This window comes from Kribbella sp. NPDC050470, from assembly GCF_044458365.1.
Classification (GTDB): Bacteria; Actinomycetota; Actinomycetes; order Propionibacteriales; family Kribbellaceae; genus Kribbella.
Genome location: NZ_JBITHV010000011.1, coordinates 56,971 through 80,276, shown reverse-complemented (window position 1 = coordinate 80,276; position 23,306 = coordinate 56,971). Strand labels below are relative to the sequence as shown.

Here is a 23,306-nt window from a genome sequence, read left to right as displayed (position 1 = left end):
TCAGGGGTTTCATCGGGCCGCATATCCGCCGTCGACCAGCAGGTCGGTCCCGGTGATGAAGGACGCGTCGTCGGACAGCAGGAACAGCACGGCGGCGGCGATCTCGCGCGGTGTTGCCATCCGCCCCATCGGCGTGGCGGCCACGAAGTCGCTGACGAACTGCTGGGGCAGACCGGTGGTCATCGGCGTCTCGACCATTCCGGGCGACACGGCGTTGACCCGGATACGGGCGGGCGCCAGCTCGACCGCTGCGGCCCGCGTCATCGCCCCGACCGCGCCCTTGGCGCCGTGGTAAGCGAACGCCGCACCGGAGCCGATCTGCCCGAACACCGAGCACACGTTGACGATCGCGCCGCCACCGGCCAGATGCATGCACGGCACCGCGGCCTGCAGGCCCAGCCAGGTGCCGCGCTGGCAGACGTCGACCACGTGGTTCCACTCGGAGTCAGTGACGCCTTCCAGGCCATGGATCCCGAGCACGCCGGCGTTGTTGACAAGCAGGTCGGGGTAGCCGAAGTGCCGGCGGGCGGTCCGGGTGAAGCGGGACCAGGCTCCGGCATCGGTGACGTCCAGCTCGGTCGCAATGACCCGGCCCGGCAGATCGGCCGCACCGAGCTCCTTGGCCACCGCCTCGCACCGGCCACGGTCGATGTCGCCCAGTACGACGCCCGCGCCGGCGCCGACCAGGATCTCCGCCACGGCACGGCCGATGCCGCTGGCCGCGCCGGAGACCAGGGCGATCCGGCCCGCCAGCCGGGTCGTCCGCGCCGACGGGTCGGTTGCGGGCGTGTCCACCCTCACCAGCCGGCCTCCACGTCGTCTCGGCGCCCCGGCAGCCAGGCGAGCGCGGCGGCGTACCCCGCGGCATGGCTGAGCGAGACCCGCGGCACCGGCAACCGCATTCGGCGTCGCCACCGCTCGACCGCGCCGCTCAACCGGACCGTCGGCCCGCCGGGCGGCATCCGCAGGATTTCGATGCCTGACCACGGCACCGGTCCGGGCCAGCGCAGCGCCTCGGCGATCGCGCGTTTCGCCACCACCCGCGCCGCCACGTGCTCGCCGACCAGGCCGAGCTCGAGGCAGTACGCCAGCTCGGCCGGGCTCACCAACTGGCGCCAGCCTGGATGTCCGGGTGATCCGGTCGGCGCCCGCATCGCGGACACGTACAGGACCGCCGGGCCCGCCGAGTCGTCAGCGGGTTCCCCGTCGAGATGCTGGGCAGCCCCGGCCGGGTTCACTGTGACGGCCATGGGGTCAGCAGCACCGAGGCATACGTGCCGCCCCAGTTCGCCGCTGTCACGAGCGCGGCTCGGCCCGTGGGGTCGTGGTCCGACCCGACGTACGCCTCGAGCCCCGGCAGCGGATCGCGCAGCCCGGTGATCGCCGGAACCCAACCGGTCCGCATGCTCTCCACCGCACTGAGCACCGACATCAGCGCTGTCGTGGCGTGGATGTGACCAACCTGCCCGCTGAGGTTGGCGAGTCGCGTCGAGTTGGCCGGGAACACCGCGCCGACCGCCTGGGCCTCGGCCCGGTCGATCGCCGCCGTCCCTCGGGCGTCGCCGTACACCACACCGACGTCGCCCGCGGTCAGGCCCGCATGGGCCAGCGCGTTGCGGTGACACTGCGCCCAGGCGTCGCCGGACGGCTCGTTGCCGGCGACCCGGTATGCGTCGCCGGTGCCGCCGTGGCCGCGGATCTCCGCGAGGATCGTTGCTCCCCGCGCTTGCGCGTGCTCCAGCGACTCCACCACGAGGGCCGCCGCGCCCGCGCCCAGCACGCATCCGCTGGACTCGCGGTCGTACGGGCGCACCTCGTCCGACGCCAGCAGTCCCAGGTGGTCGTAGCCGAGATGGAGCAGCGGCGTGAGTTCGTCCGCGCTGACCGCCGCCATCACTTCGGCCTCACCGCGGCGCACCAGGTCCGTGGCGTAGCCGAGGCCCGCGACACCCGACGCGCAGCCGATCGCGAGCGTCGACAGCGGGCCCTTGATCTGCAGTGACAGACAGGCGTGACCGGGTGCCGCGTTCATCACCGAGTTGGGGAACAGGCGCGGGTTGACGCGGTGCGGACCTTCGGTGCCGATCGTCTCGGTCAGCTGCGCCACCGTCTCCAGCGGTCCGGTGTAGGTGCCGAAGACCATGCCGACCTGCGTGGCGTTCTGCCGGGTGATCTGATAGCCCGCGTCGGAGAAGGCGCTCCGGGTCGCGGCGAGGACAAGCAGACCGAGCTGGTCGAGCCGGCGGGCGTACGCCGGGTTGATCCAGCGCCGGTAGTCCTGATCGCTGATCTCCGCCGTGAGTTGGCTCGCGGCCTGGCTGGTGTCGACGCCCGTCGCCGGTCCGATGCCGACTGTGCCCGCCTTCAGCGCGGCGAGGAACCCGTCGCGCCCCAGGCCGATGGGCGAGACGACTCCGGCACCGGTCAGCACCACCCGCCGGTCCGGCCGGGCCGGAGCCGGTCCGGGCGCACGACCCAGCACGAGCGCACAGTTGTTGCCACCGAACGCGAACGAGTTCGACACCACGACGTCAATCTCGGCGGGCCGGGACTGGTTCGCCACAATGTCGTACGTCGGCTTGGCGCCGGCACTGTCCAGCAGCGCCGCCTCGTCGACATTCACCGTCGGCGGCAGCACCTGGTCGTGCAACGCCATCGCGCACACCGCGGCCTCCAGCGCGCCGGCCGCACCCAGCATGTGCCCGACCTGCGACTTGGTACTGCTCATCGGCGGACCGCCGGTCGCGCCGAAGAGTGCGATGACGGCCTTCCGCTCGGCGCTGTCGTTGGCGGGCGTACCCGTCCCGTGACCGTTGACATAGTCGACATCGCCGAGCGTGAAGCCGGCCTGCTCCAATGCCCGGCGCATCGCGCGCGATGCACCGCCGCCCACCGGATCCGGTGCTGTCGCGTGGTGCGCGTCGCTGGTGAGCGCATAGCCGAGGACGTAGGCCAGAACCTGTGCTCCACGTTCCCGGGCGACCTGCTCGGACTCGAGCACCAGCATGGCCGCGCCCTCACCGATATTGAGGCCGCTGCTGCGGGAGTACGGCGCGCAGGGCTGCTCGTCCAGCGCCTTGAGGCTGTCGAAGCCGGCCAGCGAGAGGATGTCGAGCACGTCCACGCCACCGGCCAGCATCACGTCGGCCCGGCCGTCGCGGATCGCGTCGACTGCCCAGCCGATCGAGTTGGCCCCGGCCGCGCACGCGTTGGAGATCACCACCTTCGGACCCTTGAGCCCGAACGCCGTGCTCACCGCGTCGGTCGAGGTGTAGAGCGGGTAGACGAGCAGGTGGTGCCTCGAGGCGGCGTCAACCCGGCCACCGCCGCGCAGCAACTCCCAGTGGTACTGCTCCCCCGCGTCCAGGCCGCCGACCGACGTACCCATCGCGATGCCGACCCGGTACGGGTCGAACGAGCCGATGTCCAGCTTGGCGTGCTCGACGGCCTCGGCCGCCGCACCCAGCGCAAGGCCGATCGCGCGGTCGACCCGGCCCCGGCCCCGACGCGGCGGCACCGGTACGTCGGCGACCTCGCCCGAGTACTGGCAACTCAAAGTGGACGTGTCCAGGCGGCGGGTCCGGCCGATCCCGGTCGCACCGTCGCGTACTCCGGTCCAGACGGACTCCGTGCCCGCGCCGAGCGCGCAGGTCATCGCGACGCCGGTGATGGCGACGCCTGTGGGCGGTACTGTCTCATCGGCTTGGCTGCTGCCCGTGCCGCTCCTGCTGTTCATGGGTTCCTCCTCCTGCGGCGGGTGCCGCTACTCGAGCGGTACGCCGAAGCTGGTCGCGACGAGGAACGGCGCGGAGGCGGTCTGGACCGGGTGGTTGAGCTCGTCGAGCGTGAACTCGAGCCCAGCTGCCGCCACCTCGGACTCGACTCGCGCGGTGCCGATCACCCGGGAAAGGCGCGGCGAGTAGACCGCGTGCGTGACGGCGCCCAGCTGCTCGCCGCCGATCGCGAGCGGAGTGCCGGCGTCGGGTGCCGCGTCGAGCCCGTCGGCCGCGATCCAGCAGACCGGGCGCCGGGCGGGTCCGGCGTTCCAGTGCGCAGTCAGGGCTTCCTTGCCGGTGAACTCGTGGCCGAAGTCGACCATCCACTGCAGGCCGATCTCGAACGGCGTCGCTCCGCCGGCTTCCTGCTCGAGGTTGGCGAACCGCATCTCCATCCGGCAGACGTCCAGCGCGTCGAGCCCGACCTCGGACGCACCGAGGCTCAGCAGGTGCTCGCGCAGCTCAACGCCGGCGGCGGCCGGGACGTGCAGCTTGTAGCCGTACTCGCCGCTGACGCCGGTGCGGCTCAGCAGCAGCTCCAGGTCGTCGCGCCACGGCGCCGTGACGAAGCTGGCGTACGACATGGACGAGATCGGGAACGGCAGGAACTTCTGCGCGATCGCCGGCGACTGCGGACCCTCGATGCCGTAGACCCGGAACTCGTCGCACACCTCCTGCACGGTCACGTCGTGGGTCCCGGCGGCGCCGGCCGCGGTCAGGTGCTCCACCGCCGCGGCGGCCTGCGCGGGCCACACCTCGACGAGGTAGTCGGTGCCGCGGCAGTGGATCAGCGCCTCGGCCACGACGGTGCCGTCCTGGGTCAACAGCAGGGACGCCGAGATCTGCCCCTCGAGCAGGAAGTCGACGCTGCGGGTCGAGACCTGTCCCAGGAACGCGGCCGCCTCGGGTCCAGCGACCCGGACCAGGCCCATGCCGGTGTAGTCGACGAGACCGCACGCGCCGCGCAGCAGCTCGTACTCGGCGACCGTGTCGGAATAGACGTTCTGCATCGTACTCTCCTTCATTCGCTTTCATTCCGTTCGGTCACGACAAGCCGAGTCGTCATCACGACGTCACGGCCGACCGACGCCTGTCCGGTCACCGACATGAGGCTGCCCATCCGAGGTCCGGTGTGGGCGCGGACGATCACCTGGTCGCCGGGCAGCACCGTGCCCAGGAACTTCGCCTGCTTGATCTCGGCGAGGTAACCGACCCGGTCCGCGACGTCGGCGACGAGCTCTCCGGTGGCCCGCGAGGCCGCCGCGCTGCCGTAGATCACGGCGGCCAGCTGGGCGACGCATTCGACCAGGAGGACGCCGGGATAGAGCATTCGGCCAGGGAAATGCCCGGCGAGCACGGGGTCGGACGACGTGACGTTCTTGATCGCCTCCGCACGGACGCCCGGCTCGACCGACACCACCTTGTCCAGCAGGAAGAACGGGTACCGATGCGGGAGCAGCCGAGCGATGTCGTCGGCGGACAGGCTGGCCGGCCGACCGTCGGCAGCCAGTTGCTGGTCTGCGGCCGGGACGCTCATGATCGGTTGGCCACCACGTGGTCGACGAGGCGGTTCAGCGAGAGCAGGCTCTCGGTGTCGTCGTCGGTGATCACTACGCCGAACTTCTCCTCGACCGCCATCGCCAGCTCGAGCGTGTCGATGGAGTCGAGCTCCAGTCCGCGCCCGAACAGCGGCTGGTCGTCGCCGATCTTGTCGGGATCGACCGAGAGGGCGAGCCGGTCCACCAGCAGGTGCTTCACCTCGCCGCACAGCTCCCGGCGGGCCTTGGCCGCCAGCTTCGTCTCTTCCAGCGTTGCCACCATGTGGCTTCTCCTGTCGTGGGTCCAGTGTCGGAATGTCGGTCAGTGGCTCAGGTCAGTGGCTCAGGTCAGTGGCTCAGGTCAGTGGCTCAGGTCAGTTGCTCAGGTCAGTGGCTCAGCAAGTCAGGCCGCCGTCGATCACGACGGAGGCTCCGGTCACGTACGCCGCCTCGGCACCGAGCAGGAACCGCACCACCGGCGCGACGTCGTCGGGTGCGCCGATCCGGCCCAGCGGTACGCGCTCGACGAAGGCGTTGAGCTGGTTCTGCGGCATGGACCGGGTCATCGCGGTGTCGATGAAGCCGGGGACGACCGCGTTGACCCGTACGCCGTAGCTGCCGAGCTCCTTGGCCAGCACCCGGACCAGCGCGAGCAGGCCCGCCTTGGACGCGGCGTAGTTCGCCTGCCCTTGGGGGGCGTTCACGCCGCTGGTCGAGGCCACCGCGACGATCGCGCCGGAACGTTGCGACGCCATCTGCCGCGCGGCCGCCCGGCACACCAGGAACGATCCGGTGAGGTTCGTGTCGACGACCGTGCGCCATTTCTGCTCGCCCATCATCAGGGCATAGCCGTCGTTGGCGATCCCGGCGTTGCTGACCAGGCCGTCCAGCCGGCCGTGATCGGCGCGGATCTGACGGAACATCTTGTCGACCTCGGCCGCCTGCGCAATGTCGGCCTGCACCAGCTCGGCGTCAGGCTGGTGCTGGCGAACCTGGCGGAGCGCCTCCTTGGCCTGCTCGGTGTCGCGGCGGTAGTTCAGCAGAACGCGGGCGCCGGCTTTCGCCAGGTCGATCGCGATGCCGAGCCCGATGCCCTTCGTGGCGCCGGTCACCAGCACGACCCGTCCGTCCATGCTCGTGGCCGTGCTCGTGGCCGCGCTCATGACCCTTGCCCCGCCGCGACGGCCCGGACGGGAGTCCCCAGGGCTTCGATTCCAGCGAGGTGTTCGGCCGCTCGCAGCATGTTCCGGCCGAGCCCGGTGAGCACCCGGCCCGGGCCGACCTCGACGAAGATGCCCGCGCCCGTCCGGCCGAGCGTCTCGACCGTGTCCGACCACCTGACCGGGTGAGTGATCTGGGTGGCGAGCAGCTGCCGGTACCGCTCGATGTCGTCGACGACGGTCCCGGTCACACTGGACACGAACGGCACCTGCGGCGGGCGCAGGTCGGCCGCCGCGATCAGCGGAGCGAGCTCTCGTTCGGCCTCGGCCATCAGCGGCGAGTGGTACGCGCCGCCGACCGGCAGCCGCTTCACCCGGAGCGCTCCGGCGGACCGCGCGGCGTCGGCTACCTCCTCCACCTGCGCGCTGGTCCCGGAGATCACCACCTGGCGTGCCGCGTTGATGTTCGCCAGGACGACGACGCCCGCACCGTCCGCGCGCTGCTGGCAGAGCTCGGTGATCTGGTCCGTCGAGAGGCCGACGATGGCGGCCATAGCGCCAGGTTGCCGGCGCGCGGCGTCGGCCATCGCCCGGCCGCGGCGGGCCACGAGGACGAGTGCCGACTCCCAGCTGAGGCAGCCGGCCGCGACCAGCGCCGAGTATTCGCCGAGGCTGTGTCCGGCCACCGCGACCGGCCGGAACCCGGCTGTGGCGAGCTCCGCAGTCAGCACACTCGACCACACGAAGATGGTGAGCTGCGCGGCCTCGGGATCGGCCAGGGTCGCCGCGTCCGCGTGGGTCATCAGCTCACCGACCGGCACGCCGGACAGCTCCTCCGAACGGTCGATCAGCGCGCGTGCCTGCTCGCCACACCTGGACAGCTCCCGACCCATCGCAGGCCGCTGGCTTCCCTGCCCGGGGAAAACGAACGCTGTGCCCCGCGCGCTGTCGCCCGCACCGTCTCTCATACTCACCGTGCCACCCCCGCTGCCTCGGACCCACCAGACGTCGCGGCTGCCCAGCACAGGTCAAGGTGCGGCGTGGACGGATCGCCGGTAGGCAGCACCCGGCCGGCGGGCAGCACACCACCGATCAACGTCACCTGGTGGCGTCCGGCCCAGCGGGCCAGCTCACCGCGCAACTCGATCGTCCGGACGCCGTCGTCGCCGGCCTCCCCGACCACGATGTCGCGATAGCCGGCACCGGCGGGTAGACCACCCGCGACCTTGACGACGCTTTCCTTGATGCCGAACAGGCGACCCAGCCGCGCGAGCTCCGGTGCGCTGCCGTCACGACATTCGTCCGTACCGGACCGCTCGCTGTCGTCGAAGACGCGGCCCAGTAATGCGGGACCGGTACGCCGGATCGCAAGCGCGAAGCGGTCGTGGTCGATGACGTCGACTCCGGCACCCCACAACTGCCCGGCCGGCACCCGTGTCAACGTCAGCACCTCACCCGCCGTGGCGGCGAACCCGTCCTCCCAGGCCACTGTGCCCGGATCGCGGGCGCCGATTGAACGACTCATGAATAAGCTCCCAACACGCACCTGTTTTCGGCGCACCGACAGTTAGGCGAAGAATTTCGACCACAACATATTCGTAGGGGACGGCGCCGACGCTACGAATGCCGAACCTGACCTGTCAAGGACTTCTCCGGCATTGGCTGATCCTAGCTGGTACGAAATGCGAGGAATCCAATTCTGGTCAGTGACCCGGCCGGCCCAAAATCAGGTTGAAATATCTACCGCAGGCGACCAAACCCGAGATAGCAGTAATCAGCCACGATCCGGCGTACACCTTGACACCGCAACTATCCGGCCAGCAGCCTGGGGCCCGGCGAGATTCGCGCAGAGCTGACGTGACCATCACCATGCTCTGGCCGGCACGTGAACCGCGTGACCGCGTGAACCGTGAACACCGACTGGAAGGAATGACGGTCTATGCCCCGCTGGGTCGAGACAGCGCCTCGAGTGATGCGCTGGGGGTACGTCGAGACGGCCGCCCGGGTGCGATGGTCGGAGTGCGACGGTCAGCGCCATGCCTACTACGGCAACTACATGGCATGGTGCGACCTTGGCCGGGAGGCGTTCGCCCTGGCAGCCGGGGTCGACTACTGGAACTACCAGATCACCACGACCGAGTTCCACGTCCGCTTCCACAGCCCCGCCCTCTACCTCGACGACCTGCTGATCCGCACCTGGGCGACGACGCCCACGGCGCGACTGGACTGCTACTACGAGATCTACCGCAAAAGGGGCGGCCAGCTGATCGCGGAGGCAAAGTCCGGCCATGCGTTGGTCGACCTGAAAAAGGGTCTCCGCATGCGGGCGCCGGATTCCTTCCATGAAAAGTTCGAGGCATTTCTCAGCAGCCAGCAAGTACGCCAGGGAAACCCCGCGCGACCACTGGCCGTCACCAGCGAGACAGTGAGCTGAGATTTTATACAGCTCAGCGAAAGCGAACTGCAGGCCAACAAACACCGACGACTTCGCCAAAATCGGTCGGACAAACACCCGCGGCCCGACGACAGGGATGATGATGAGCGGCCAGATCAAGTACCAGCTCGACGAGAACGACATTCCCACCCAGTGGTACAACATCGTCGCCGACCTGCCCGAGCGCCCGCCGCGGCCACTGCACCCGCGCACCCACCAGCCCATGTCGGCCGCCGAGATGGGCTCGCTGTCGGCGGCCGAGCTGTTGCGCCAGGACGGCTCGACCGAGCGGTTCATCGCCATCCCCGACGAGGTGCGCGACGTCTACCGGAGGTTCCGGCCGAGCCCGCTCTACCGCGCCCGCAACCTCGAACGCGAGCTCGACACGCCGGCCCGCATCTACTACAAGTACGAAGGGCTCGGCCCGACCGGCTCGCACAAGGTCAACACCGCCGTACCCCAGGTCTTCTACAACGCCGCCCAGGGCATCAAGAGGCTCACCACCGAGACCGGCGCCGGCCAGTGGGGTACTGCGCTCGCCTTCGCCTGCGCCCAGTTCGGTGTCGAGTGCGAGGTCTTCTGGGTGGGTGCGTCGTATGACCAGAAGCCCTACCGCAAGACGATGATGGAGGCGTTCGGCGCGACCGTGCACCGCAGCCCGACCACGCACACCGACGTCGGCCGCAAGGCCCTGGCAGCCGAGCCGCCTGGCAGCAAGCCGCTCGGCAGTATCGGGCTGGCGGTCAGCGAGGCGGTCGAGGTCGCTCTCGCCGACGAGAGCGTCGGCTACGCGCTCGGCAGCACCGCCGGCCATACTCTGCTGCACCAGACCGTCATCGGCGAGGAGGCGCTCAAGCAGTTCGAACTGGCCGAGGACTATCCCGACGTCCTGATCAGCTGTGTCGGCGGCGGCTCGTCGATGGGCGGGCTGGCCTTTCCGTTCCTGCGCGAGAAGCTGACCGGCACCCGCGACGTCCGCATCGTCGCCGTCGAGCCGACCGCCTGCCCCGCGATGACCCGTGGCCGCTATGCCTGGGACTACGGCGACATGGAAGGCCTGACGCCGCTGATGAAGATGTACACCGTCGGCCACTCGTTCGTACCCGCCGCGATCCACGCCGGCGGGCTGCGCTACCACGGTGTCTCGTCGCTTGTCTCGTACGCCGTCCACAAGGGGCTGATCCAGCCGGTGGCCAAGCCGCAGACCGAATGCTTCGCGGCCGGCCTGCTGTTCGCCCGCACGGAGGGGATCATGCCCGCGCCCGAGGCCACCCACGGCCTCGCCGCCTGCATCGACGAGGCCGTCCGCTGCCGGGAGACCGGCACCGAGCAGGCGATCCTGGTGCTCGTCACCGGCCACGCGCACTTCGACCTCGGCGCGTACACCGCGTTCCAAGCCGGAGAGATCACCGACGACGAGCTGTCCGACGAGCAGCTGGAGGTCTTCTTGAGCCAGCTCCCCGTCGTCTCACCCCGCTGACACCACCACCGTTCTGGGAGGCTCTCGAATGACTCACCTACCGACCGACCAGCTGGACATGGCTCTGCGCGGTGAGCTGGTCGTACCCGACCATCCCGACTACGACCGCGCCCGGCGGGTCTACAACGGCATCATCGACCGCCGGCCTGCGCTGATCGCCCGCTGCCAGGGCGTCGCCGACGTGGTGAAGACCGTGCAGTTCGCTCGCGAGCACGGCCTGCCCGTCGCGATCCGTGGCGGCGGCCACAGTGTCGCGGGGCACGGCACCTGTGACGGCGGCGCGCTCGTCGACCTGTCGTTGATGCGTGGTGTCCGCGTCGACCCGGCCGGCCCGAATGGCCCGAGCGTGCGGGTCGCGGGCGGCGCCACCCTCGCCGACCTCGACGGCGACACCCAGCTGTTCGGTCTTGCCACCCCAACCGGTCAGGTCTCGATGACCGGGATCGCGGGCCTCACCCTCAACGGCGGCATGGGGATGCTCCAGCGCAAGTACGGGCTGACCTGCGACAACCTGCTGTCTGCTGATGTGGTGACCGCCGACGGCAGCCTCGTCACCGCCAGCGCGGACAGCCACCCGGAGCTGTTCTGGGCGCTGCGCGGTGGCGGCGGCAACTTCGGCGTCGTGACCTCGTTCGAGTTCCGCTGTCACCCGGTGGGACCGACCATCCTGGCGGGTCTCGTCGCCTACCCTGTCGACCAGGCGCCCGAGGTGCTCGCGTTCCTGCGGGACTTCATCGCAGACGCGCCGGAGGAGCTCAGCGCGGACGCGATCTTCCAGTTCGCCCCGCCGCTGGACGTGATACCGGAGGAGCATCGAGGCAGCCGGCTGATCGGGATCTTCCTGCGGTACGCCGGCCCGCCCGAGCAGGGTCAGCAGGTCGTCAAGCCGGTCCAGGAGTTCGGATCGCCGGTGCTCAACTTCGTCTATCCGATGCCGTACGTCATGGTGCAGCAGATGCTCGACCCGCTGAACCCGGACGGCAACCTGCACTACTGGACCGGCGAGTATCTCCCCGAGCTGGGCAGCAAGCAGATCGAGACATTGGCTTCGTACGGCAGCACGCTGCCGGACCGGCACTCGATCATCGAGGTCATCCCGTTCAACGCGGCGGTCACCCGGGTGCCGCCGGACGCGACCGCCTTCAGCCACCGGCAGGAGAGCTGGCTGATCCACGTCCTCGGCCAGTGGACCGACCCGGCCGAAACCGACCGCTGCCGGTCCTGGGCCAAGCAGGCCGGTGCAGACCTGCGTGCGCTCGGATCGGGCGACACCTACCTCAACCTGGTGACCGACGACGAGGACACCGACCGGGTGAGCGCGTTCTGGAACGACGCGCGGATGCGCCGGCTGGCCGCGGTGAAGGCGGACTACGACCCCGACAACACGTTCCGCTTCAACCACAACATCAAGCCCGCGAGCGATGCCGGAGGCCGGTCGTGAACGCGCCGACGAGTACCGAGGTCTTGGTACACCCCGACACCTACGTTGCCGGCGTACCGCACGAGCTGATGGGGCGGCTGCGGCGCGAGCACGGTGTGGTGTGGGTGCCCGAGCCATCTGTCGACAACTGGCCGGCCGGACCGGGTTTCTGGGCGGTGCTGCGGTACGCCGACGTGGAGACCGTGCTGCGGTCGCCGCAGGTCTACTCGTCCAGCCGGGGGCTCACGCAGATCTACGACGCGCCCCCGCCACTCCTGCCGCCGCTGCGGCAGATGATGATCAACATGGACCCGCCGGACCATTCCCGACTGCGCGGGCTGCTCACCAAGGCGTTCGCGCCACGCGCGGTCGCGAAGCTGGAGGAACGGATCGGCGGCTATGCCCGCGACCTGGTCCGCGCCGTCGTCGAGCGTGGCAGCTGCGACTTCGCCCGCGACATCGCCGCCGATCTTCCGTTGCTGACGCTCGCCGACATTCTCGGCGTGCCGGAGAGCGACCGGTGGCTGATGTTCGACTGGAGCAACCGGGTCATCGGTGTCCAGGACGCCGAATACCAGGCGAGCAGCGAATTCGACACCACCGGCGCGACCGAGATGGCGGTCCGGGCCTTGCAGGTCCGGCCCGATCCGGACGAGAACGGCCGGATGCCGGACTCGCGGCTGCCCGCCGGCATGGCCGACCTCTACGCCTACGCCCGCGAGCTGGCGCAGTACCGCCGCGAGCACCCCGGAGACGACGTCATGTCGCTGCTCATGCAGCAGGTCGACAGCGACGGCGGCCGGGTCAGCATCGATGAGTTCGAAAAGCTGTTCTGGCTGTTCTCGGTCGCCGGCAACGAGACCGTCCGCAACGCACTGCCCGGCGGCATGCACGCGCTGCTCAGCCACCCCGAGCAGTACGCAAAGTTGCGCGCCGACCGCTCGCTCGTCGGTCCGGCCGTCGAGGAGATGCTGCGCTGGTGGAGCCCGGTGACCCAGTTCCGCCGCACGGCGGTGCAGGACACCTCGCTCGCCGATGTGGAGATCCGCGAGGGTGACAAGGTGGTCGTCTACTTCGCCTCGGCCAACCGAGACGAGACCGTGTTCTCCGATCCGGACTCCTTCGACATCACCCGGGATCCCAACCCACACCTCGCGTTCGGCCACGGTCCGCACTTCTGCATCGCGGCCCAGTTGGCCCGGGTGCAGATGCGGGCGCTGTTCGGCGCGGTGCTGGAAGTGCTCGGCGAGGTGGCGCCCGACGGCGAGCCGGTGCGGCTGCGGTCCAACTTCCAGAACGGCATCAAGCACCTGCCGATCCGCTGGACCGTGCCGAAATGACGTCCGACACGGCCGGAAGCAGCCTGCCGACGCGGACCGCCGTCTGACCTGACCACTCAAGACCGGAGACCCGAGAATGTGGACGTACGAGCACAGCACGGAGGCCACCGCGACAGCGGAAGCAATCTGGAGTTGCTATCAGGACGTCGCCACCTGGCCTGAGTGGAACGCGGCAGTGGGCAACGTCGAACTCGACGGCCCCTTCGTCACCGGCACGGTCGGCCGGCTGAGCCCGCCCGGCTCCGGCCCGCTGCCGTTCAAGATCGTCGAGGCGACCGAAAATTCCGGGTACGTCTCCGAGACCGAGATCGCCGAGACCGTCACGCTGCGGTCGACCAATCGACTGACCCCGCTGCCGGACGGCCGCACGCGGATCCAGCTCCGGGTCGACCTGGTCGGTCCCGCGGCCGAGCACTTCGGCAAGAGCTTCGGCCCGCAGCTGACGGCGGGGGTTCCGAAGACGGTCGAGACGCTCGCCCAGCGGGCCGAAGCGCTGGCCGGCCAGCCGTGACCGGTTTCGACGGAACCGCATTGCTGGTACTGACCAGCAACGGCGTCCTCGGCGACACCGGCCGGCCGACCGGCGCGTACGCGGCCGAGGTGGCCGAGTCGTGGCAGGTGTTCGCGTCGGCCGGCTTCCGGGTCGAGGTGGCCTCGATCCAGGGCGGGCGGCCACCGCTCGAGGCGGTCGACACCACGGATCCGGCGCAGCAGGCGTTCTTCGCCGACGACGCGATGACCGCCGCGATGGCCGCGACCCGGCCGGTGTGTGAGGTAGACCCCACGGCGTACGGGATCGTCTTCACCGCAGGCGGACACGGTGCGGTCTGGGACCTGCCGTACGACGAGGACCTGGCAGCCTTGCTGCGCGACGCCTACGAACACGACGCCGTGATCGCGGCGGTGTGTCACGGCCCGGCCGCGCTACTCGGCGCCCGTCTGTCGAACGGCGAGTACCTGGTCGCCGGACGGAAGGTCGCCTGCTTCACCAACGACGAGGAACGCGCCGTCGGCATGACCTCGGTTGTGCCGTTCCTGCTTGCCGACGAACTGGTCAAGCGCGGCGCCAAGCACCACGCGGTGGGACCCTTCCTGCCCCATGTCGTGGTCGACGGCCGACTGGTGACCGGCCAGAATCCCGCATCGACCGAACTCGTGGCCAAGCAGGCGGTCGCCGTCGCCACGGCGACCGGTGATAGGTGTCGGTGAAAACGCGCGAAGGAGAGTTCGGATGCTGACGAGGCGCTCGCAGGTGATTGCCGGAGTCCTGCTGCTGATGATTGTCACCATCGAGATCGGCGGGGTCTTCATGACGCAGATCTCGAACGGCAATGTGGCGACGACGGATTTCCAGGCCTCGTTCTGGCGCGCGGGCCACGGTCACGCCGGAGTGTTGGTCATCCTGAGCCTGGTTGCGTTGTTGCTCGCCGACGGGGCCAGGGTCGCCTGGGGTGCTGTGGGCTGGCTGGCGCGCCTGGCCATTCCCGTGGGCGGCGTGCTCATGTCCACGGGTTTCTTCCTGTCCGCCTTGGAGGACGGCGCGACCGGACCCAACGGCTTCGTGGTCATCCTGGGCCTAGGCGGCGTCAGTCTCGCGGTCGGCGTCGTGACACTCGCCGTGACCCTGCTGGTCCCCAGCCTGCAATTACCCGCCGGCGACCGCTCCGCAGCCCACACCAGCGATGCCCGGGCTTCGTAGCACCTCGTAGTCGGAGCTGAGCACCGTGGGCGCAGCCGCCCCCGGACACAACGTTCTCGGACGCGACCTGACACAATGGGATGTCTAGGCATCGATCCTTCCGGGAGAACGCATGACCCGCACGCTCAACGCCACCGCCGCGTCGCTGCTCGGCTTCCTGCACGAGGGCCCGCTGACCGGATGGGATCTGGTCGCCACCGCCCAGCAGCGCATCGGCGACTTCTGGTCGTTGACTCAGAGCCAGGTCTACCGGGAGCTGACAGCGATGGCCGAGGCCGGGCTGGTCGAGGCGGGCGATCCGGGACCGCGCGCCCGGCGCCCGTACGCGCTGACGGACGCCGGGCGGGCGGCCTTCGCCGAGTGGCTCGAGGGCGATGTGACCGAAGAGCTGATCCGGTTCCCACTCCTGCTCGTCGTGATGTTCGGCCGGCACGTACCACCGGACCGGCTCGCCGAGGTGATCGCCACGCACCGGCACGTCCACGCCCAACGCCTTGCCCTGTACGAGAAGCAGCTCAGCGAGCCACCGACCGGCGAGCCCGACCCTTACGCGGCCGCAACCCTTGACTTCGGCGTGCGATATGAGCGCGCGGTGCTGGGCTGGTTCGATGCGCTGCCCGCGGTGATCCGGGGCGCGAACGGCTAGGGCACGCCCCTGCATATCCGTTGGAGACCCCTACCCGATCGCTTCGGTGTCCTCTGCGGGTACGGCGATCGTTGCCGGCGACCGAGGCATCACTCCGGCGACCACGACGGCGCCCAGGAGCAGGATCCCGGCGGAGACGCCGAACGCCCACCGGAAGCCAGCGGTCATCGCCGCCTGTGCGGGTCCCCCCTCGGCGAGCACCGCACCGCTGTGATGCACTGCGATGGTCAGCAGCACCGCGATCCCGAGCGCGTTGGCCAACTGCTGCACAGAGCTCTGCACACCGGCGCCGAGCCCCGCGTCCCGCTCAGACACGCCGTGCAAGGCGGCCGCCTGTAGCGCCGGCAATCCGAGGCCGAAACCGGTCGCCAGTACGGCCATGTCGGGCAGCAGGTCCCAGGTCCACGAGCCGGCGACCGGAAGCCTGCTCGCCAGCAGCATGCCGGCGGCCGCAACGAGGAACGACACGGTCAAGACGAGCCGAGGACCCCAGCGCCCCAGCAGCAGGGCACCCAGCGCGGCACCCACCACGAAGAAGACGCAGAACGGCAGGTAGGCCAGGCCGGTACGCAGCGGCGAGTACCCCACCACGTCCTGCATGTACAGGGTCAACAGCAGGAACAGCGCCGACAGCGTGCCGAGCATGAACACCGACACGGCGTTCGCGGTAAGCCGGGTGCGGTTGGCGAGGAACCGCAGTGGCACCAGCGGCTCGCTGGCCCGTGCCTCGACCACCACGAACGCGACCCAGGACAGGACGCTGACGGTCAGCGGGATGACAACGGCGGCATCGGCCCAGCCGGCCCGTATCGAGGCGAGGATGCCGTAGACCAGGCTGACCGAACCAGCGGTGGCCAGGCCCGCGCCGAGCCAGTCCACCTGGCCCGGCCGGGGCCGGTCGAAGGCCGGCACGAGCCGCGGTACCAGGATCACGGCGACCAGCACGCACGGCAGGTTGAGGAAGAACAGCCAGCGCCAGTCGAGAAGCTCGGTGATCACCCCGGACAGCAGTACCCCGACCGTGGCCCCCACGCCCGACAGCCCGCCCCAGATGCTGAGCGCCTTGCCGCGCGCGCCGGGCTCGGGAAACAGTACGGCGATCAGCGACAGCGCGGCCGGGGAAGCGAGGGCCTCGCCGACGCCCTGCGCGAAGCGGCCCGCGACCAGCGTGGCGGCGTCGGACGAGAAACCGCAGACGAGAGACGCGCCCGCGAAGACCACCGCGCCGGTCAGGAACATCCGCCGGCGACCCCACAGGTCGGCCAGGCGGCCACCGAGCAGCAGGAGCCCTCCGGCGGTTAGGAGGTAGCCGTTGACCACCCAAGACAACCCCTCGACGCTGAACCGCAGCTCCCGCTGGATTGACGGGAGCGCCACGTTGACCACGGTGTTGTCCAGCACGATGACGAACTGCACGAGCGCGAGTGCGGCCAGCGCCCACCAGCGACGCGGGTACGGCGTGGTCACAGCCGGCCGGCGATAGTGTCGAGGTGCGGTCGGAACGCCTGGAACCAGATCCGGTACCCGACGCTGTTGACGTGCGTGAAGTCCGGGGCCCACACGTCCAGACGGCGGGCGGCGCGGAAGGCGCCGGCGAAGTCGGCGTGGGCCACACCGCGGGCGTCGGCAAGCTCGGCCAGCGTCCGCTGATAGTTGTCCCGACCACGCTGCAGCGGTACATCGGACAGCACGGTCCGGTCCGCGGGCAGCGCCTCGAGCAGCTTGGTGACGTTCGCCCGGTAGGTGTCCGGCGGCACCTTGGCGCCGGTGTCGTTGGAGCCGGCGATCACCACTACCACGTCCGCGCTCGCCACGTCGGCCCGGTGCAGCTGGTCGGTGAGGATGCTGCCGAAGGTGCCGCCGCCAATGGAGTAGTTGGCGACATGGACCGGCCGCTGGGTGCGCTCATGCAGGTGGCCGACGATCCGGCCGACCACGCTGTCCTCCGGCTTCCAGGCGCCGATGCCCACCCCGGCGGAGTCGCCGAACACGACCAACCGCACGGCCCCCGGAGCTGCGGGCTCGGCCGCCCGGTCGGCCCAGTACTTCGGGTAGGTCCGGGCCTGCCGCAGTTCCAGCAGCAGCCCGGTGGCCTCGGCCAGGACGAGTAGCCCGACTCCGACCGCTATCACCCGCAGGACGATCCGCCGTCGGCGCCTGCGCCGGGGGCGACTCGGGTCCGGCACGGCGGCCCCGGTGGGCTCGGCGACCGCCGACTCGGGAACGTCCCCGGCCACGCGATCCGCGGGAGTCGAGTCGCTCACCAGGTCACCGGTAGCGTCCGCGGACCCGCCACCGTGAGTCGGTAGTCCCACGGGATCTCCTCGACGGCCATGGTGAGGGCGAGGTCCGGAAAGCGCCGCAGCAGCGTTCCGATCCCGATCTGGAGCTCCAGCCGGGCCAGTGCGGCACCGAGGCAGTGATGCGGCCCATGCCCGAACGCGTTGTGCGCCCGGGCCTCCTCGCGGCGGATGTCGAAGCGCTCCGGATCGGGGAACTGCGCCTCGTCCCGGTCGGCCGACTGGCGGATGACCAGAACGGTGGCGCCCTTCGGGATCGTGACGTCGCCGACCTGTACCTCCTCGGTGGCGTACCGGGGCGAGCCGAAGCCGCTGTCCAGGGCGGCGAAACGCAGCATCTCCTCCACCGCCATGGGTACCGCGTCGAGGTCGGCGCGCAAGGCGGCGAGCTGGCTGGGGAAGCGGAACAGGGCCAGGATGCCCTTGCCGAACTGGTTGACGGTGCTCTCGTACCCGCCGATGAAGATGGCCAGGATGGTGGCGACCAGCTCGTCCTCCGACAGCCGGCCGTCCTCCTCGTCGTACGCCGCGATCAGCTGGCTGAGCACGTCGTCGCCGGGGTGCCGGCGCTTGGCCGCGATCAGGTCCCGGGAGAACTTGCCCATCGCCTGGTGCGCGGCCATCTGCTCCTCCGGCGAGGAGTCGTTGATCGTCAGCGCGGTGTTGGCCAGGCTGCGGAATGGTTCGTGCTCCGCAGCGGTGATACCGAGCAGCTCGCAGATCACCGCGTTGGACAGCGGGTACGACAGGGACTGCACGAGATCGGCCGGCGCTCCTGCCTTCTCCATGTCGTCGAGCAGCGCGTCGACGATCTCCTGGATCCGCGGTCGCATACCTTCCACGTGCCGGGGGGTGAACGCGCGGGACACCAACTTGCGCCAGCGGGTGTGCGCGGGTGGGTCGACGAAAGGAACGCTGACCTGCCGCACGGGTACGCCGGGGAGCAGCCGGGCCGCGTCGGCACGGAAGATGTTGCGGGAGAAGCGCCGGTCGGACAGCACCGCGCGCACGCTGGCGTAGTCGCTGACCAGCCAGACCTCGTCGCCGGTGGCCGCGTGCACCATGCTGACCGGGCGGTGCTCCCGGAGCCACGCGAACTGCTCGGGTAGCCGGAAGGGGTCGGTGATCTCGAACGGGTACGTGCTGGTGTCGGTAATCACGAGTCAGCTCCGGTGTGTTCCAGGACCGCTGGGTCGGGGGACGGCGAAGCGGGCGGGGTGGCGGGCGTCTCTGACGCCCGGCTGAGCCGGCCCGGCCACCACATCCGCCGGCCGACATCGAGAGTGAGCGCGGGTACCAGCAGGGAACGCACGACGAACGTGTCGAGCAGTACGCCGAACGCGACCGTGAACGCCAACTGGACAAGCAGTACCAGCGGGATGACCGCCAAGGCGGCGAACGTCGCGGCCAGTACCACACCGGCCGAGGTGATGACACCGCCGGTGACGGTCAGGCCGATAACCATGCCCCGCCGGGTACCGACCCGCGCGGACTCCTCCCGCACCCGGGTCATCAGGAAGATGTTGTAGTCGATGCCCAGGGCAACGAGGAACACGAAGGCGTGCAACGGGAACGTCGCGTCTACTGCGGAGAAGCCGAACACGTCGCGGAACACCAGTGCGGACAGGCCGAGCGAGGCGAGGTAGGACAGCGCGACCGTGGCGAGCAGCAGCAGCGGGGCCACGATCGAGCGCAGCAACAGCGCCACGACGAGCCCCACCACGAGCAGCAGCAGTGGGATGACCTTGCGGTCGCTGGTCGCGGCGTCGTTGAAGTCCACGAGGACCGCCGTGTACCCACCGGCCTTGGCGTCCGCCTGCGGTACCGCGGTGAGTGCGTCGCGCAGCCGCTCGAGCGTGTCCAGTGCCGTCTTGCTGTCCGGCGGATCGGCGAGGGTGACATCGACGCGGGCCAGCCCGTCCACGACGACCGGCTGGGCGCCCGGGTCCGGCGCTCCGGCCTGGGCACCGACGTAAGGGTCGACGGCCGCCACCCCGTCGACCTGGCGAGCCGTGGCGGCCACGTCGGCGATGCGGTCTGCGTCGGCGATGACGATCACCGGGCTGCCGCTGCCGCCGGGGAAGTGCCGGGTCAGTTCCTGCTGGCCGTCCACCGACTCGACGTTGTTCGAAATGATCATTTCGTTCTGCGGGATACCGGTTGCGTCCAGCCGGACTACGCCCAGCGCCAGCACGACGAGTCCCAGCGCGGTGCCGATCCACAGGATCCGCGGCCGGCGTTCGACGTACCGGGCAACCCGCGACCACACACCGGCCAGCTCGGCGGCCTCGGAGCCGTACGCCGGGCGGCGAGGCCAGAACGCGGCCCGTCCGAGCAGCATCAGCACTGCCGGCATCAGGGTCAGCATCGCCAGCAGTGCGCATCCGATGCCGATCGCCCCGGCGGGGCCGAGGTCGCGGTTGAGGCTCAGATCGCTGATCAGCAGGCAGAGCAGGCCGAGGGCGACGGTACCGCCGCTGGCCGCAATGGGGCCGAGCGAGTTGCGCCAGGCGACGCGCATGGCGTCGAAGCGGCTCCGGTGCCGGCGCAACTCCTCCCGGTACCGAGCGACGAGCAGCAGCGCGTAGTCGGTTCCGGCGCCGAGCACCAGGACGTTGAGGATGCCCTGTACCTCGGCACCCAAGGACAATACGTCCTGCTTGGCGAGCAGGTAGATGACGCCCTGGGTGGCGCCCAGGGCCAGACCCGCGACGAGCAGGACCAGGAACGGCAGCAGCGGGCTGCGGTAGACCACGATCAGGATCACGAGGATGACTGCCATCGTCACCAGAACCAGCATCAGGTCGATGGCGCCCAGCGCGTCCTTGAGGTCGGCCTGGACGCCGGCCGGTCCGGTGACGTGCACGGTGAGCCCCTCGCCGCCGCTGACCAGCGCGCGCACGGTGGGCACATACCCGGAGATCTTGTTCGAGTCGGTGCCCGCGAACGGCACGACGACCATGGCGGCGCGCCCATCCGGGGCGACCAGCGGTCCGGTGGCCGGCTCGGTCAGGGTGCTGCCCAGGTCGCGGTTGATCGCAGCGGTCTGGTCGGCGATCGCACGGCGGTCGGCGTCGGTCAGGGCGGCGTCACGGCTGTACACCACGATCGCCGGCAACGTCTCCGCCTCGCCGAAACGCTTGTTGAACGCAGCGACCTCGGTGGCCTCGGCATTGCGGGGCAGGTAGGTCGCGGCACCGCTGGAGACCTCCTCGGCGAGCTTGCTGCCGACCACGCCGAGCCAACCACCGGCACCGAGCCAGACGATGATCAACAGCGAGGGGACCAGCCAGCGGACGACGCGGACGCGGTTCGAGTCGGTGGCTGACATGGTCACCCATTCCTCACGATGTGCGGACCTCTCACATTGACATTCCAATGTGGAATGTAGTCCTTCCACATTGGCATGTCAATCGGACTCGATCCGCTGCGTCAGGGCGTGCAGGGTACGGCGAATGCCGTCGTTCAACGCCGGGCTGAAGTCGTGCCCGAACAGGTCGAGCGCGGCCCGGGGTACGTTCACCCGGTGGGTGATCCGGGTGCCGCCGCCGGGCAGCGCCGCCAGAACATGCTCGATCCGCAGGCGGATCCCCGCACCCAGCTCCGTCTCCGAGACATATCCCTGGCCCGGGTCGGCCGACACGATCCGGTACGGCATCGCCGGCCGATCCGTCACGACCAGCCGCCCGGTGGTACCCGCGGCGAACGGCCCGTCCAACTCGACCCGCTCGATCCCGTGCTTCCACTCCGGCCAGCTCGCCACGTCGTCGTACTGGTGCCACACCGCGTCCGGCGCGGCGGTGGTCTGCACGCTCGGCGCGTAGTCCCACTCCTGGATGACGGCCCGCACCTCGATGCTGCCCAGCCCCTCCGGCATCGGGTAGCCGCCGGCGAGCTCGATCGCCTCCGCCTGGTCGGCGCAGTCGATGAGGTAGAAGCCGGTCAACGGTGGGTCGGTGACGACGGCAGGCCCAGGCGTCACGCCGCGCGGCCCGACGGTCGTCGCGGTCCCCGATGGTTGCAGCGCCCGGTTGGCCAGCATCGTGCAGCGCTTCCGCAGGAAGTCGTGGTCGTACGCGACGTGCGCCTCGATCAGCCGGTTGCGTTCGGTCGCCGACATCGCGGCGATCGCCTTCTCGTCGCTGTAGAACAGCAGCATGAAGATCACTTCGGGTTCTCCTCCAGGGCGTGGTGGCGGGCGATCTCCGCGAGCTCCGCCACACCACCGCTCATGATGGTGGCGATGTTCTGGGACACCACTTCGATCGGCCAGTTCCACCAGGCCAGGTCGACCAGCCGGGCGATCTCGTCCGCCTCGAACCGGTACCGGATCAGCCGAGCCGGGTTGCCTCCGACCACCGCGTACGCCGGCACGTCGGAGGTGACCACGGACTTGGCCGCGATGATCGCGCCGTCACCGATCCGGACGCCGGGCAGTACCGTCGCGTCGAAGCCCAGCCAGACGTCGTTGCCCACCACGGTGTCGCCCGGAAAGTCCCGCTGCGCGAACAGCGGCATATGCTCCAGCCATTCCCCGCCGAACATCGGGAACGGAAAGGTCGAGACGCCGGCGCGCTGATGGTTGGCCGCACCCATGATGAACCGCACGCCCCGCGCCAGCGCGCAGAACCGGCCGATGACCAACCGGTCCGGCCCGTAGTGGAAGAGCACGTTGTGCCGCTCGAACCCGGTCGGGTCGACCGGATCGGCGTAGTAGCTGTAGTCGCCGACCGAGGTCAGCGGCGACTGCACCAGTGCCTTGAGAAACACGACCTGTGGGTCACCCTTGATCAAGCCGGCGTTCGGACCGTAGGCGTCCGGGTACAGCCGAGTCGGGTCCGGTGCGGGCAAGCCAACCTCCTTGAGGGGTGAGAATCTGCGACCACAGTGCGACCTCTTCCGGGGTGAGCGGGAGGTGGCCGGCCGGCCGTTCGGGATGACCCGGCGGCGAACCGTCATCGGCCGGCCAACACGCGGGTGCGATCACGGATACCGCGAGCAACGATTCGCCGTACCGGGCAAGAAGCTCCAGCAACCGCCGCCGCACCACTACTCCCCCGGCCCCGCGCCCAGCGCCTCTGTCACCGTGCCGATCACCCGATCGCCCCTTCCATCGGGAAACCCCTGGCCTTCATCGCCGCTCCTGGGCCGAAACTCGCGCTGACATCGAGGTAAACAAAACGCGGATGATATGTAGCGCATGCAGCATTTATCTACATCCCAGCCTCGTTCATACTTTGACATATGCTACAGACGGGAAGAATCAAATACTGCTAACAGATGGCAAATGACAAGGATTTGCCAGCCAACTGCCATCGGTCAGCTCACCTCGGACCAGGCGTCAAGCCTGGCAGGGCGGTGCCGCCGTGGCCATCATGCCCTCGGGACAGGTGAACCGCTCCACCCGCGACGTCGGAGCCGCCCCACCCTTCGTCAACGAGAGCATGCCTCCGAACACTTCAGCACTACTCTTGCCGGCCAGCTCGCAGCAACCTTCCTGCAAGACGCGGCAA

24 protein-coding genes are annotated in these 23,306 nt (G+C 69.7%); 8 read left to right on the top strand and 16 right to left on the bottom strand.

Annotated features, from left to right (window positions below; genetic code table 11):
• Positions 1 to 9: 9 nt before the first annotated feature.
• The 9 genes from ACIBGM_RS31780 to ACIBGM_RS31740 all read right to left on the bottom strand — a co-directional run bounded on the left by ACIBGM_RS31780 (position 10) and on the right by ACIBGM_RS31740 (position 7,999).
• Positions 10 to 795: an SDR family NAD(P)-dependent oxidoreductase gene (locus tag ACIBGM_RS31780; RefSeq protein WP_396387629.1), complete on the bottom strand. Its 786-nt coding sequence runs from the start codon at positions 793 to 795 to the stop codon at positions 10 to 12.
• A 2-nt stretch (positions 796 to 797) separates the two neighbouring features.
• Entirely contained in the window at positions 798 to 1,250 is a 453-nt protein-coding gene (locus ACIBGM_RS31775) for a hypothetical protein (RefSeq protein WP_360520449.1), read from the bottom strand.
• Positions 1,235 to 3,736 carry a beta-ketoacyl-[acyl-carrier-protein] synthase family protein gene (locus ACIBGM_RS31770; RefSeq protein ID WP_396387628.1) on the bottom strand — a complete coding sequence of 834 codons (2,502 nt, stop codon included), beginning with the start codon at positions 3,734 to 3,736 and terminating at the stop codon, positions 1,235 to 1,237. Before ACIBGM_RS31770 ends, ACIBGM_RS31775 begins: the two co-directional genes overlap by 16 nt.
• A 27-nt stretch (positions 3,737 to 3,763) precedes the next feature.
• Positions 3,764 to 4,786 (bottom strand): glycine cleavage T C-terminal barrel domain-containing protein, encoded by a 1,023-nt coding sequence (locus tag ACIBGM_RS31765; RefSeq protein ID WP_360520455.1) that lies wholly within the window; start codon positions 4,784 to 4,786, stop codon positions 3,764 to 3,766.
• An 11-nt stretch (positions 4,787 to 4,797) separates the two neighbouring features.
• Positions 4,798 to 5,313, bottom strand: a complete 516-nt coding sequence (gene fabZ, locus ACIBGM_RS31760) for a 3-hydroxyacyl-ACP dehydratase FabZ (RefSeq protein ID WP_360520458.1) — start codon at positions 5,311 to 5,313, stop codon at positions 4,798 to 4,800.
• Positions 5,310 to 5,597 (bottom strand): phosphopantetheine-binding protein, encoded by a 288-nt coding sequence (locus ACIBGM_RS31755; protein ID WP_360520461.1) that lies wholly within the window; start codon positions 5,595 to 5,597, stop codon positions 5,310 to 5,312. The genes fabZ and ACIBGM_RS31755 overlap by 4 nt, the downstream gene beginning before the upstream one ends.
• A 112-nt stretch (positions 5,598 to 5,709) precedes the next feature.
• Positions 5,710 to 6,477 carry a 3-oxoacyl-ACP reductase family protein gene (locus ACIBGM_RS31750; protein WP_396387627.1) on the bottom strand — a complete coding sequence of 256 codons (768 nt, stop codon included), beginning with the start codon at positions 6,475 to 6,477 and terminating at the stop codon, positions 5,710 to 5,712.
• Complete coding sequence (locus ACIBGM_RS31745; RefSeq protein WP_360520619.1) at positions 6,474 to 7,442, bottom strand: ACP S-malonyltransferase; 969 nt, start codon at positions 7,440 to 7,442, stop codon at positions 6,474 to 6,476. Before ACIBGM_RS31745 ends, ACIBGM_RS31750 begins: the two co-directional genes overlap by 4 nt.
• Before the next feature lie 2 nt (positions 7,443 to 7,444).
• Positions 7,445 to 7,999 carry a 4'-phosphopantetheinyl transferase superfamily protein gene (locus ACIBGM_RS31740; protein ID WP_396387626.1) on the bottom strand — a complete coding sequence of 185 codons (555 nt, stop codon included), beginning with the start codon at positions 7,997 to 7,999 and terminating at the stop codon, positions 7,445 to 7,447.
• Between the two features lie 414 nt (positions 8,000 to 8,413).
• Between ACIBGM_RS31740 and ACIBGM_RS31735 the strand changes: the two genes are divergently transcribed.
• The 8 genes from ACIBGM_RS31735 to ACIBGM_RS31700 all read left to right on the top strand — a co-directional run bounded on the left by ACIBGM_RS31735 (position 8,414) and on the right by ACIBGM_RS31700 (position 15,493).
• The gene (locus ACIBGM_RS31735; RefSeq protein WP_360520469.1) at positions 8,414 to 8,908 is read left to right on the top strand and encodes a thioesterase family protein; all 495 of its coding nucleotides are present in this window, start codon (positions 8,414 to 8,416) and stop codon (positions 8,906 to 8,908) included.
• Positions 8,909 to 9,011: 103 nt separating this feature from the next.
• Positions 9,012 to 10,388 (top strand): TrpB-like pyridoxal phosphate-dependent enzyme, encoded by a 1,377-nt coding sequence (locus ACIBGM_RS31730; RefSeq protein ID WP_360520472.1) that lies wholly within the window; start codon positions 9,012 to 9,014, stop codon positions 10,386 to 10,388.
• A gap of 28 nt (positions 10,389 to 10,416) precedes the next feature.
• Positions 10,417 to 11,829 carry an FAD-binding oxidoreductase gene (locus ACIBGM_RS31725; protein WP_396387625.1) on the top strand — a complete coding sequence of 471 codons (1,413 nt, stop codon included), beginning with the start codon at positions 10,417 to 10,419 and terminating at the stop codon, positions 11,827 to 11,829.
• Positions 11,826 to 13,148 carry a cytochrome P450 gene (locus tag ACIBGM_RS31720; RefSeq protein ID WP_396387624.1) on the top strand — a complete coding sequence of 441 codons (1,323 nt, stop codon included), beginning with the start codon at positions 11,826 to 11,828 and terminating at the stop codon, positions 13,146 to 13,148. The genes ACIBGM_RS31725 and ACIBGM_RS31720 overlap by 4 nt, the downstream gene beginning before the upstream one ends.
• Positions 13,149 to 13,224: 76 nt before the next feature.
• A complete protein-coding gene (locus tag ACIBGM_RS31715; RefSeq protein WP_396387623.1) occupies positions 13,225 to 13,659 on the top strand; it encodes an SRPBCC family protein in 435 nt (144 codons plus the stop codon).
• Positions 13,656 to 14,357, top strand: coding sequence for a type 1 glutamine amidotransferase domain-containing protein (locus ACIBGM_RS31710; protein ID WP_396387622.1), 702 nt, complete (start codon positions 13,656 to 13,658; stop codon positions 14,355 to 14,357). Before ACIBGM_RS31715 ends, ACIBGM_RS31710 begins: the two co-directional genes overlap by 4 nt.
• A gap of 22 nt (positions 14,358 to 14,379) precedes the next feature.
• Complete coding sequence (locus ACIBGM_RS31705) at positions 14,380 to 14,847, top strand: hypothetical protein (RefSeq protein ID WP_396387621.1); 468 nt, start codon at positions 14,380 to 14,382, stop codon at positions 14,845 to 14,847.
• Between the two features lie 112 nt (positions 14,848 to 14,959).
• Positions 14,960 to 15,493, top strand: coding sequence for a PadR family transcriptional regulator (locus tag ACIBGM_RS31700; protein WP_396387620.1), 534 nt, complete (start codon positions 14,960 to 14,962; stop codon positions 15,491 to 15,493).
• Positions 15,494 to 15,523: 30 nt separating this feature from the next.
• Here ACIBGM_RS31700 and ACIBGM_RS31695 read toward each other — a convergent pair whose 3' ends face one another.
• The 7 genes from ACIBGM_RS31695 to ACIBGM_RS31665 all read right to left on the bottom strand — a co-directional run bounded on the left by ACIBGM_RS31695 (position 15,524) and on the right by ACIBGM_RS31665 (position 22,840).
• Positions 15,524 to 16,960, bottom strand: a complete 1,437-nt coding sequence (locus ACIBGM_RS31695; RefSeq protein WP_396387619.1) for an MFS transporter — start codon at positions 16,958 to 16,960, stop codon at positions 15,524 to 15,526.
• Positions 16,957 to 17,757, bottom strand: coding sequence for an SGNH/GDSL hydrolase family protein (locus ACIBGM_RS31690; protein ID WP_396387618.1), 801 nt, complete (start codon positions 17,755 to 17,757; stop codon positions 16,957 to 16,959). Before ACIBGM_RS31690 ends, ACIBGM_RS31695 begins: the two co-directional genes overlap by 4 nt.
• Positions 17,754 to 18,953 (bottom strand): cytochrome P450, encoded by a 1,200-nt coding sequence (locus tag ACIBGM_RS31685; RefSeq protein WP_396387617.1) that lies wholly within the window; start codon positions 18,951 to 18,953, stop codon positions 17,754 to 17,756. The genes ACIBGM_RS31690 and ACIBGM_RS31685 overlap by 4 nt, the downstream gene beginning before the upstream one ends.
• On the bottom strand, positions 18,950 to 21,124 hold the full coding sequence (locus ACIBGM_RS31680) for an MMPL family transporter (protein ID WP_396387616.1): 2,175 nt from the start codon (positions 21,122 to 21,124) through the stop codon (positions 18,950 to 18,952). Before ACIBGM_RS31680 ends, ACIBGM_RS31685 begins: the two co-directional genes overlap by 4 nt.
• Before the next feature lie 78 nt (positions 21,125 to 21,202).
• Entirely contained in the window at positions 21,203 to 21,952 is a 750-nt protein-coding gene (locus ACIBGM_RS31675; RefSeq protein WP_396387813.1) for a YciI family protein, read from the bottom strand.
• Positions 21,953 to 21,957: 5 nt separating this feature from the next.
• Complete coding sequence (locus ACIBGM_RS31670; RefSeq protein WP_360520505.1) at positions 21,958 to 22,644, bottom strand: CatB-related O-acetyltransferase; 687 nt, start codon at positions 22,642 to 22,644, stop codon at positions 21,958 to 21,960.
• Positions 22,574 to 22,840 carry a DUF6059 family protein gene (locus ACIBGM_RS31665; protein WP_396387615.1) on the bottom strand — a complete coding sequence of 89 codons (267 nt, stop codon included), beginning with the start codon at positions 22,838 to 22,840 and terminating at the stop codon, positions 22,574 to 22,576. The genes ACIBGM_RS31670 and ACIBGM_RS31665 overlap by 71 nt, the downstream gene beginning before the upstream one ends.
• Positions 22,841 to 23,306 lie beyond the last annotated feature (466 nt).

Bases quoted from the DNA above. Each gene is read 5' to 3' on its own strand.
- ACIBGM_RS31715 (WP_396387623.1), top strand. From the start codon at position 13,225: ATGTGGACGTACGAGCACAGCACGGAGGCCACCGCGACAGCGGAAGCA.
- fabZ (WP_360520458.1), bottom strand. From the start codon at position 5,313: ATGAGCGTCCCGGCCGCAGACCAGCAACTGGCTGCCGACGGTCGGCCG.
- ACIBGM_RS31740 (WP_396387626.1), bottom strand. From the start codon at position 7,999: ATGAGTCGTTCAATCGGCGCCCGCGATCCGGGCACAGTGGCCTGGGAG.
- ACIBGM_RS31705 (WP_396387621.1), top strand. From the start codon at position 14,380: ATGCTGACGAGGCGCTCGCAGGTGATTGCCGGAGTCCTGCTGCTGATG.
- ACIBGM_RS31765 (WP_360520455.1), bottom strand. From the start codon at position 4,786: ATGCAGAACGTCTATTCCGACACGGTCGCCGAGTACGAGCTGCTGCGC.
- ACIBGM_RS31725 (WP_396387625.1), top strand. From the start codon at position 10,417: ATGACTCACCTACCGACCGACCAGCTGGACATGGCTCTGCGCGGTGAG.
- ACIBGM_RS31730 (WP_360520472.1), top strand. From the start codon at position 9,012: ATGAGCGGCCAGATCAAGTACCAGCTCGACGAGAACGACATTCCCACC.
- ACIBGM_RS31750 (WP_396387627.1), bottom strand. From the start codon at position 6,477: ATGAGCGCGGCCACGAGCACGGCCACGAGCATGGACGGACGGGTCGTG.
- ACIBGM_RS31680 (WP_396387616.1), bottom strand. From the start codon at position 21,124: ATGTCAGCCACCGACTCGAACCGCGTCCGCGTCGTCCGCTGGCTGGTC.
- ACIBGM_RS31675 (WP_396387813.1), bottom strand. From the start codon at position 21,952: ATGCTGCTGTTCTACAGCGACGAGAAGGCGATCGCCGCGATGTCGGCG.
- ACIBGM_RS31770 (WP_396387628.1), bottom strand. From the start codon at position 3,736: ATGAACAGCAGGAGCGGCACGGGCAGCAGCCAAGCCGATGAGACAGTA.
- ACIBGM_RS31735 (WP_360520469.1), top strand. From the start codon at position 8,414: ATGCCCCGCTGGGTCGAGACAGCGCCTCGAGTGATGCGCTGGGGGTAC.
- ACIBGM_RS31700 (WP_396387620.1), top strand. From the start codon at position 14,960: ATGACCCGCACGCTCAACGCCACCGCCGCGTCGCTGCTCGGCTTCCTG.
- ACIBGM_RS31775 (WP_360520449.1), bottom strand. From the start codon at position 1,250: ATGGCCGTCACAGTGAACCCGGCCGGGGCTGCCCAGCATCTCGACGGG.
- ACIBGM_RS31745 (WP_360520619.1), bottom strand. From the start codon at position 7,442: ATGAGAGACGGTGCGGGCGACAGCGCGCGGGGCACAGCGTTCGTTTTC.
- ACIBGM_RS31755 (WP_360520461.1), bottom strand. From the start codon at position 5,597: ATGGTGGCAACGCTGGAAGAGACGAAGCTGGCGGCCAAGGCCCGCCGG.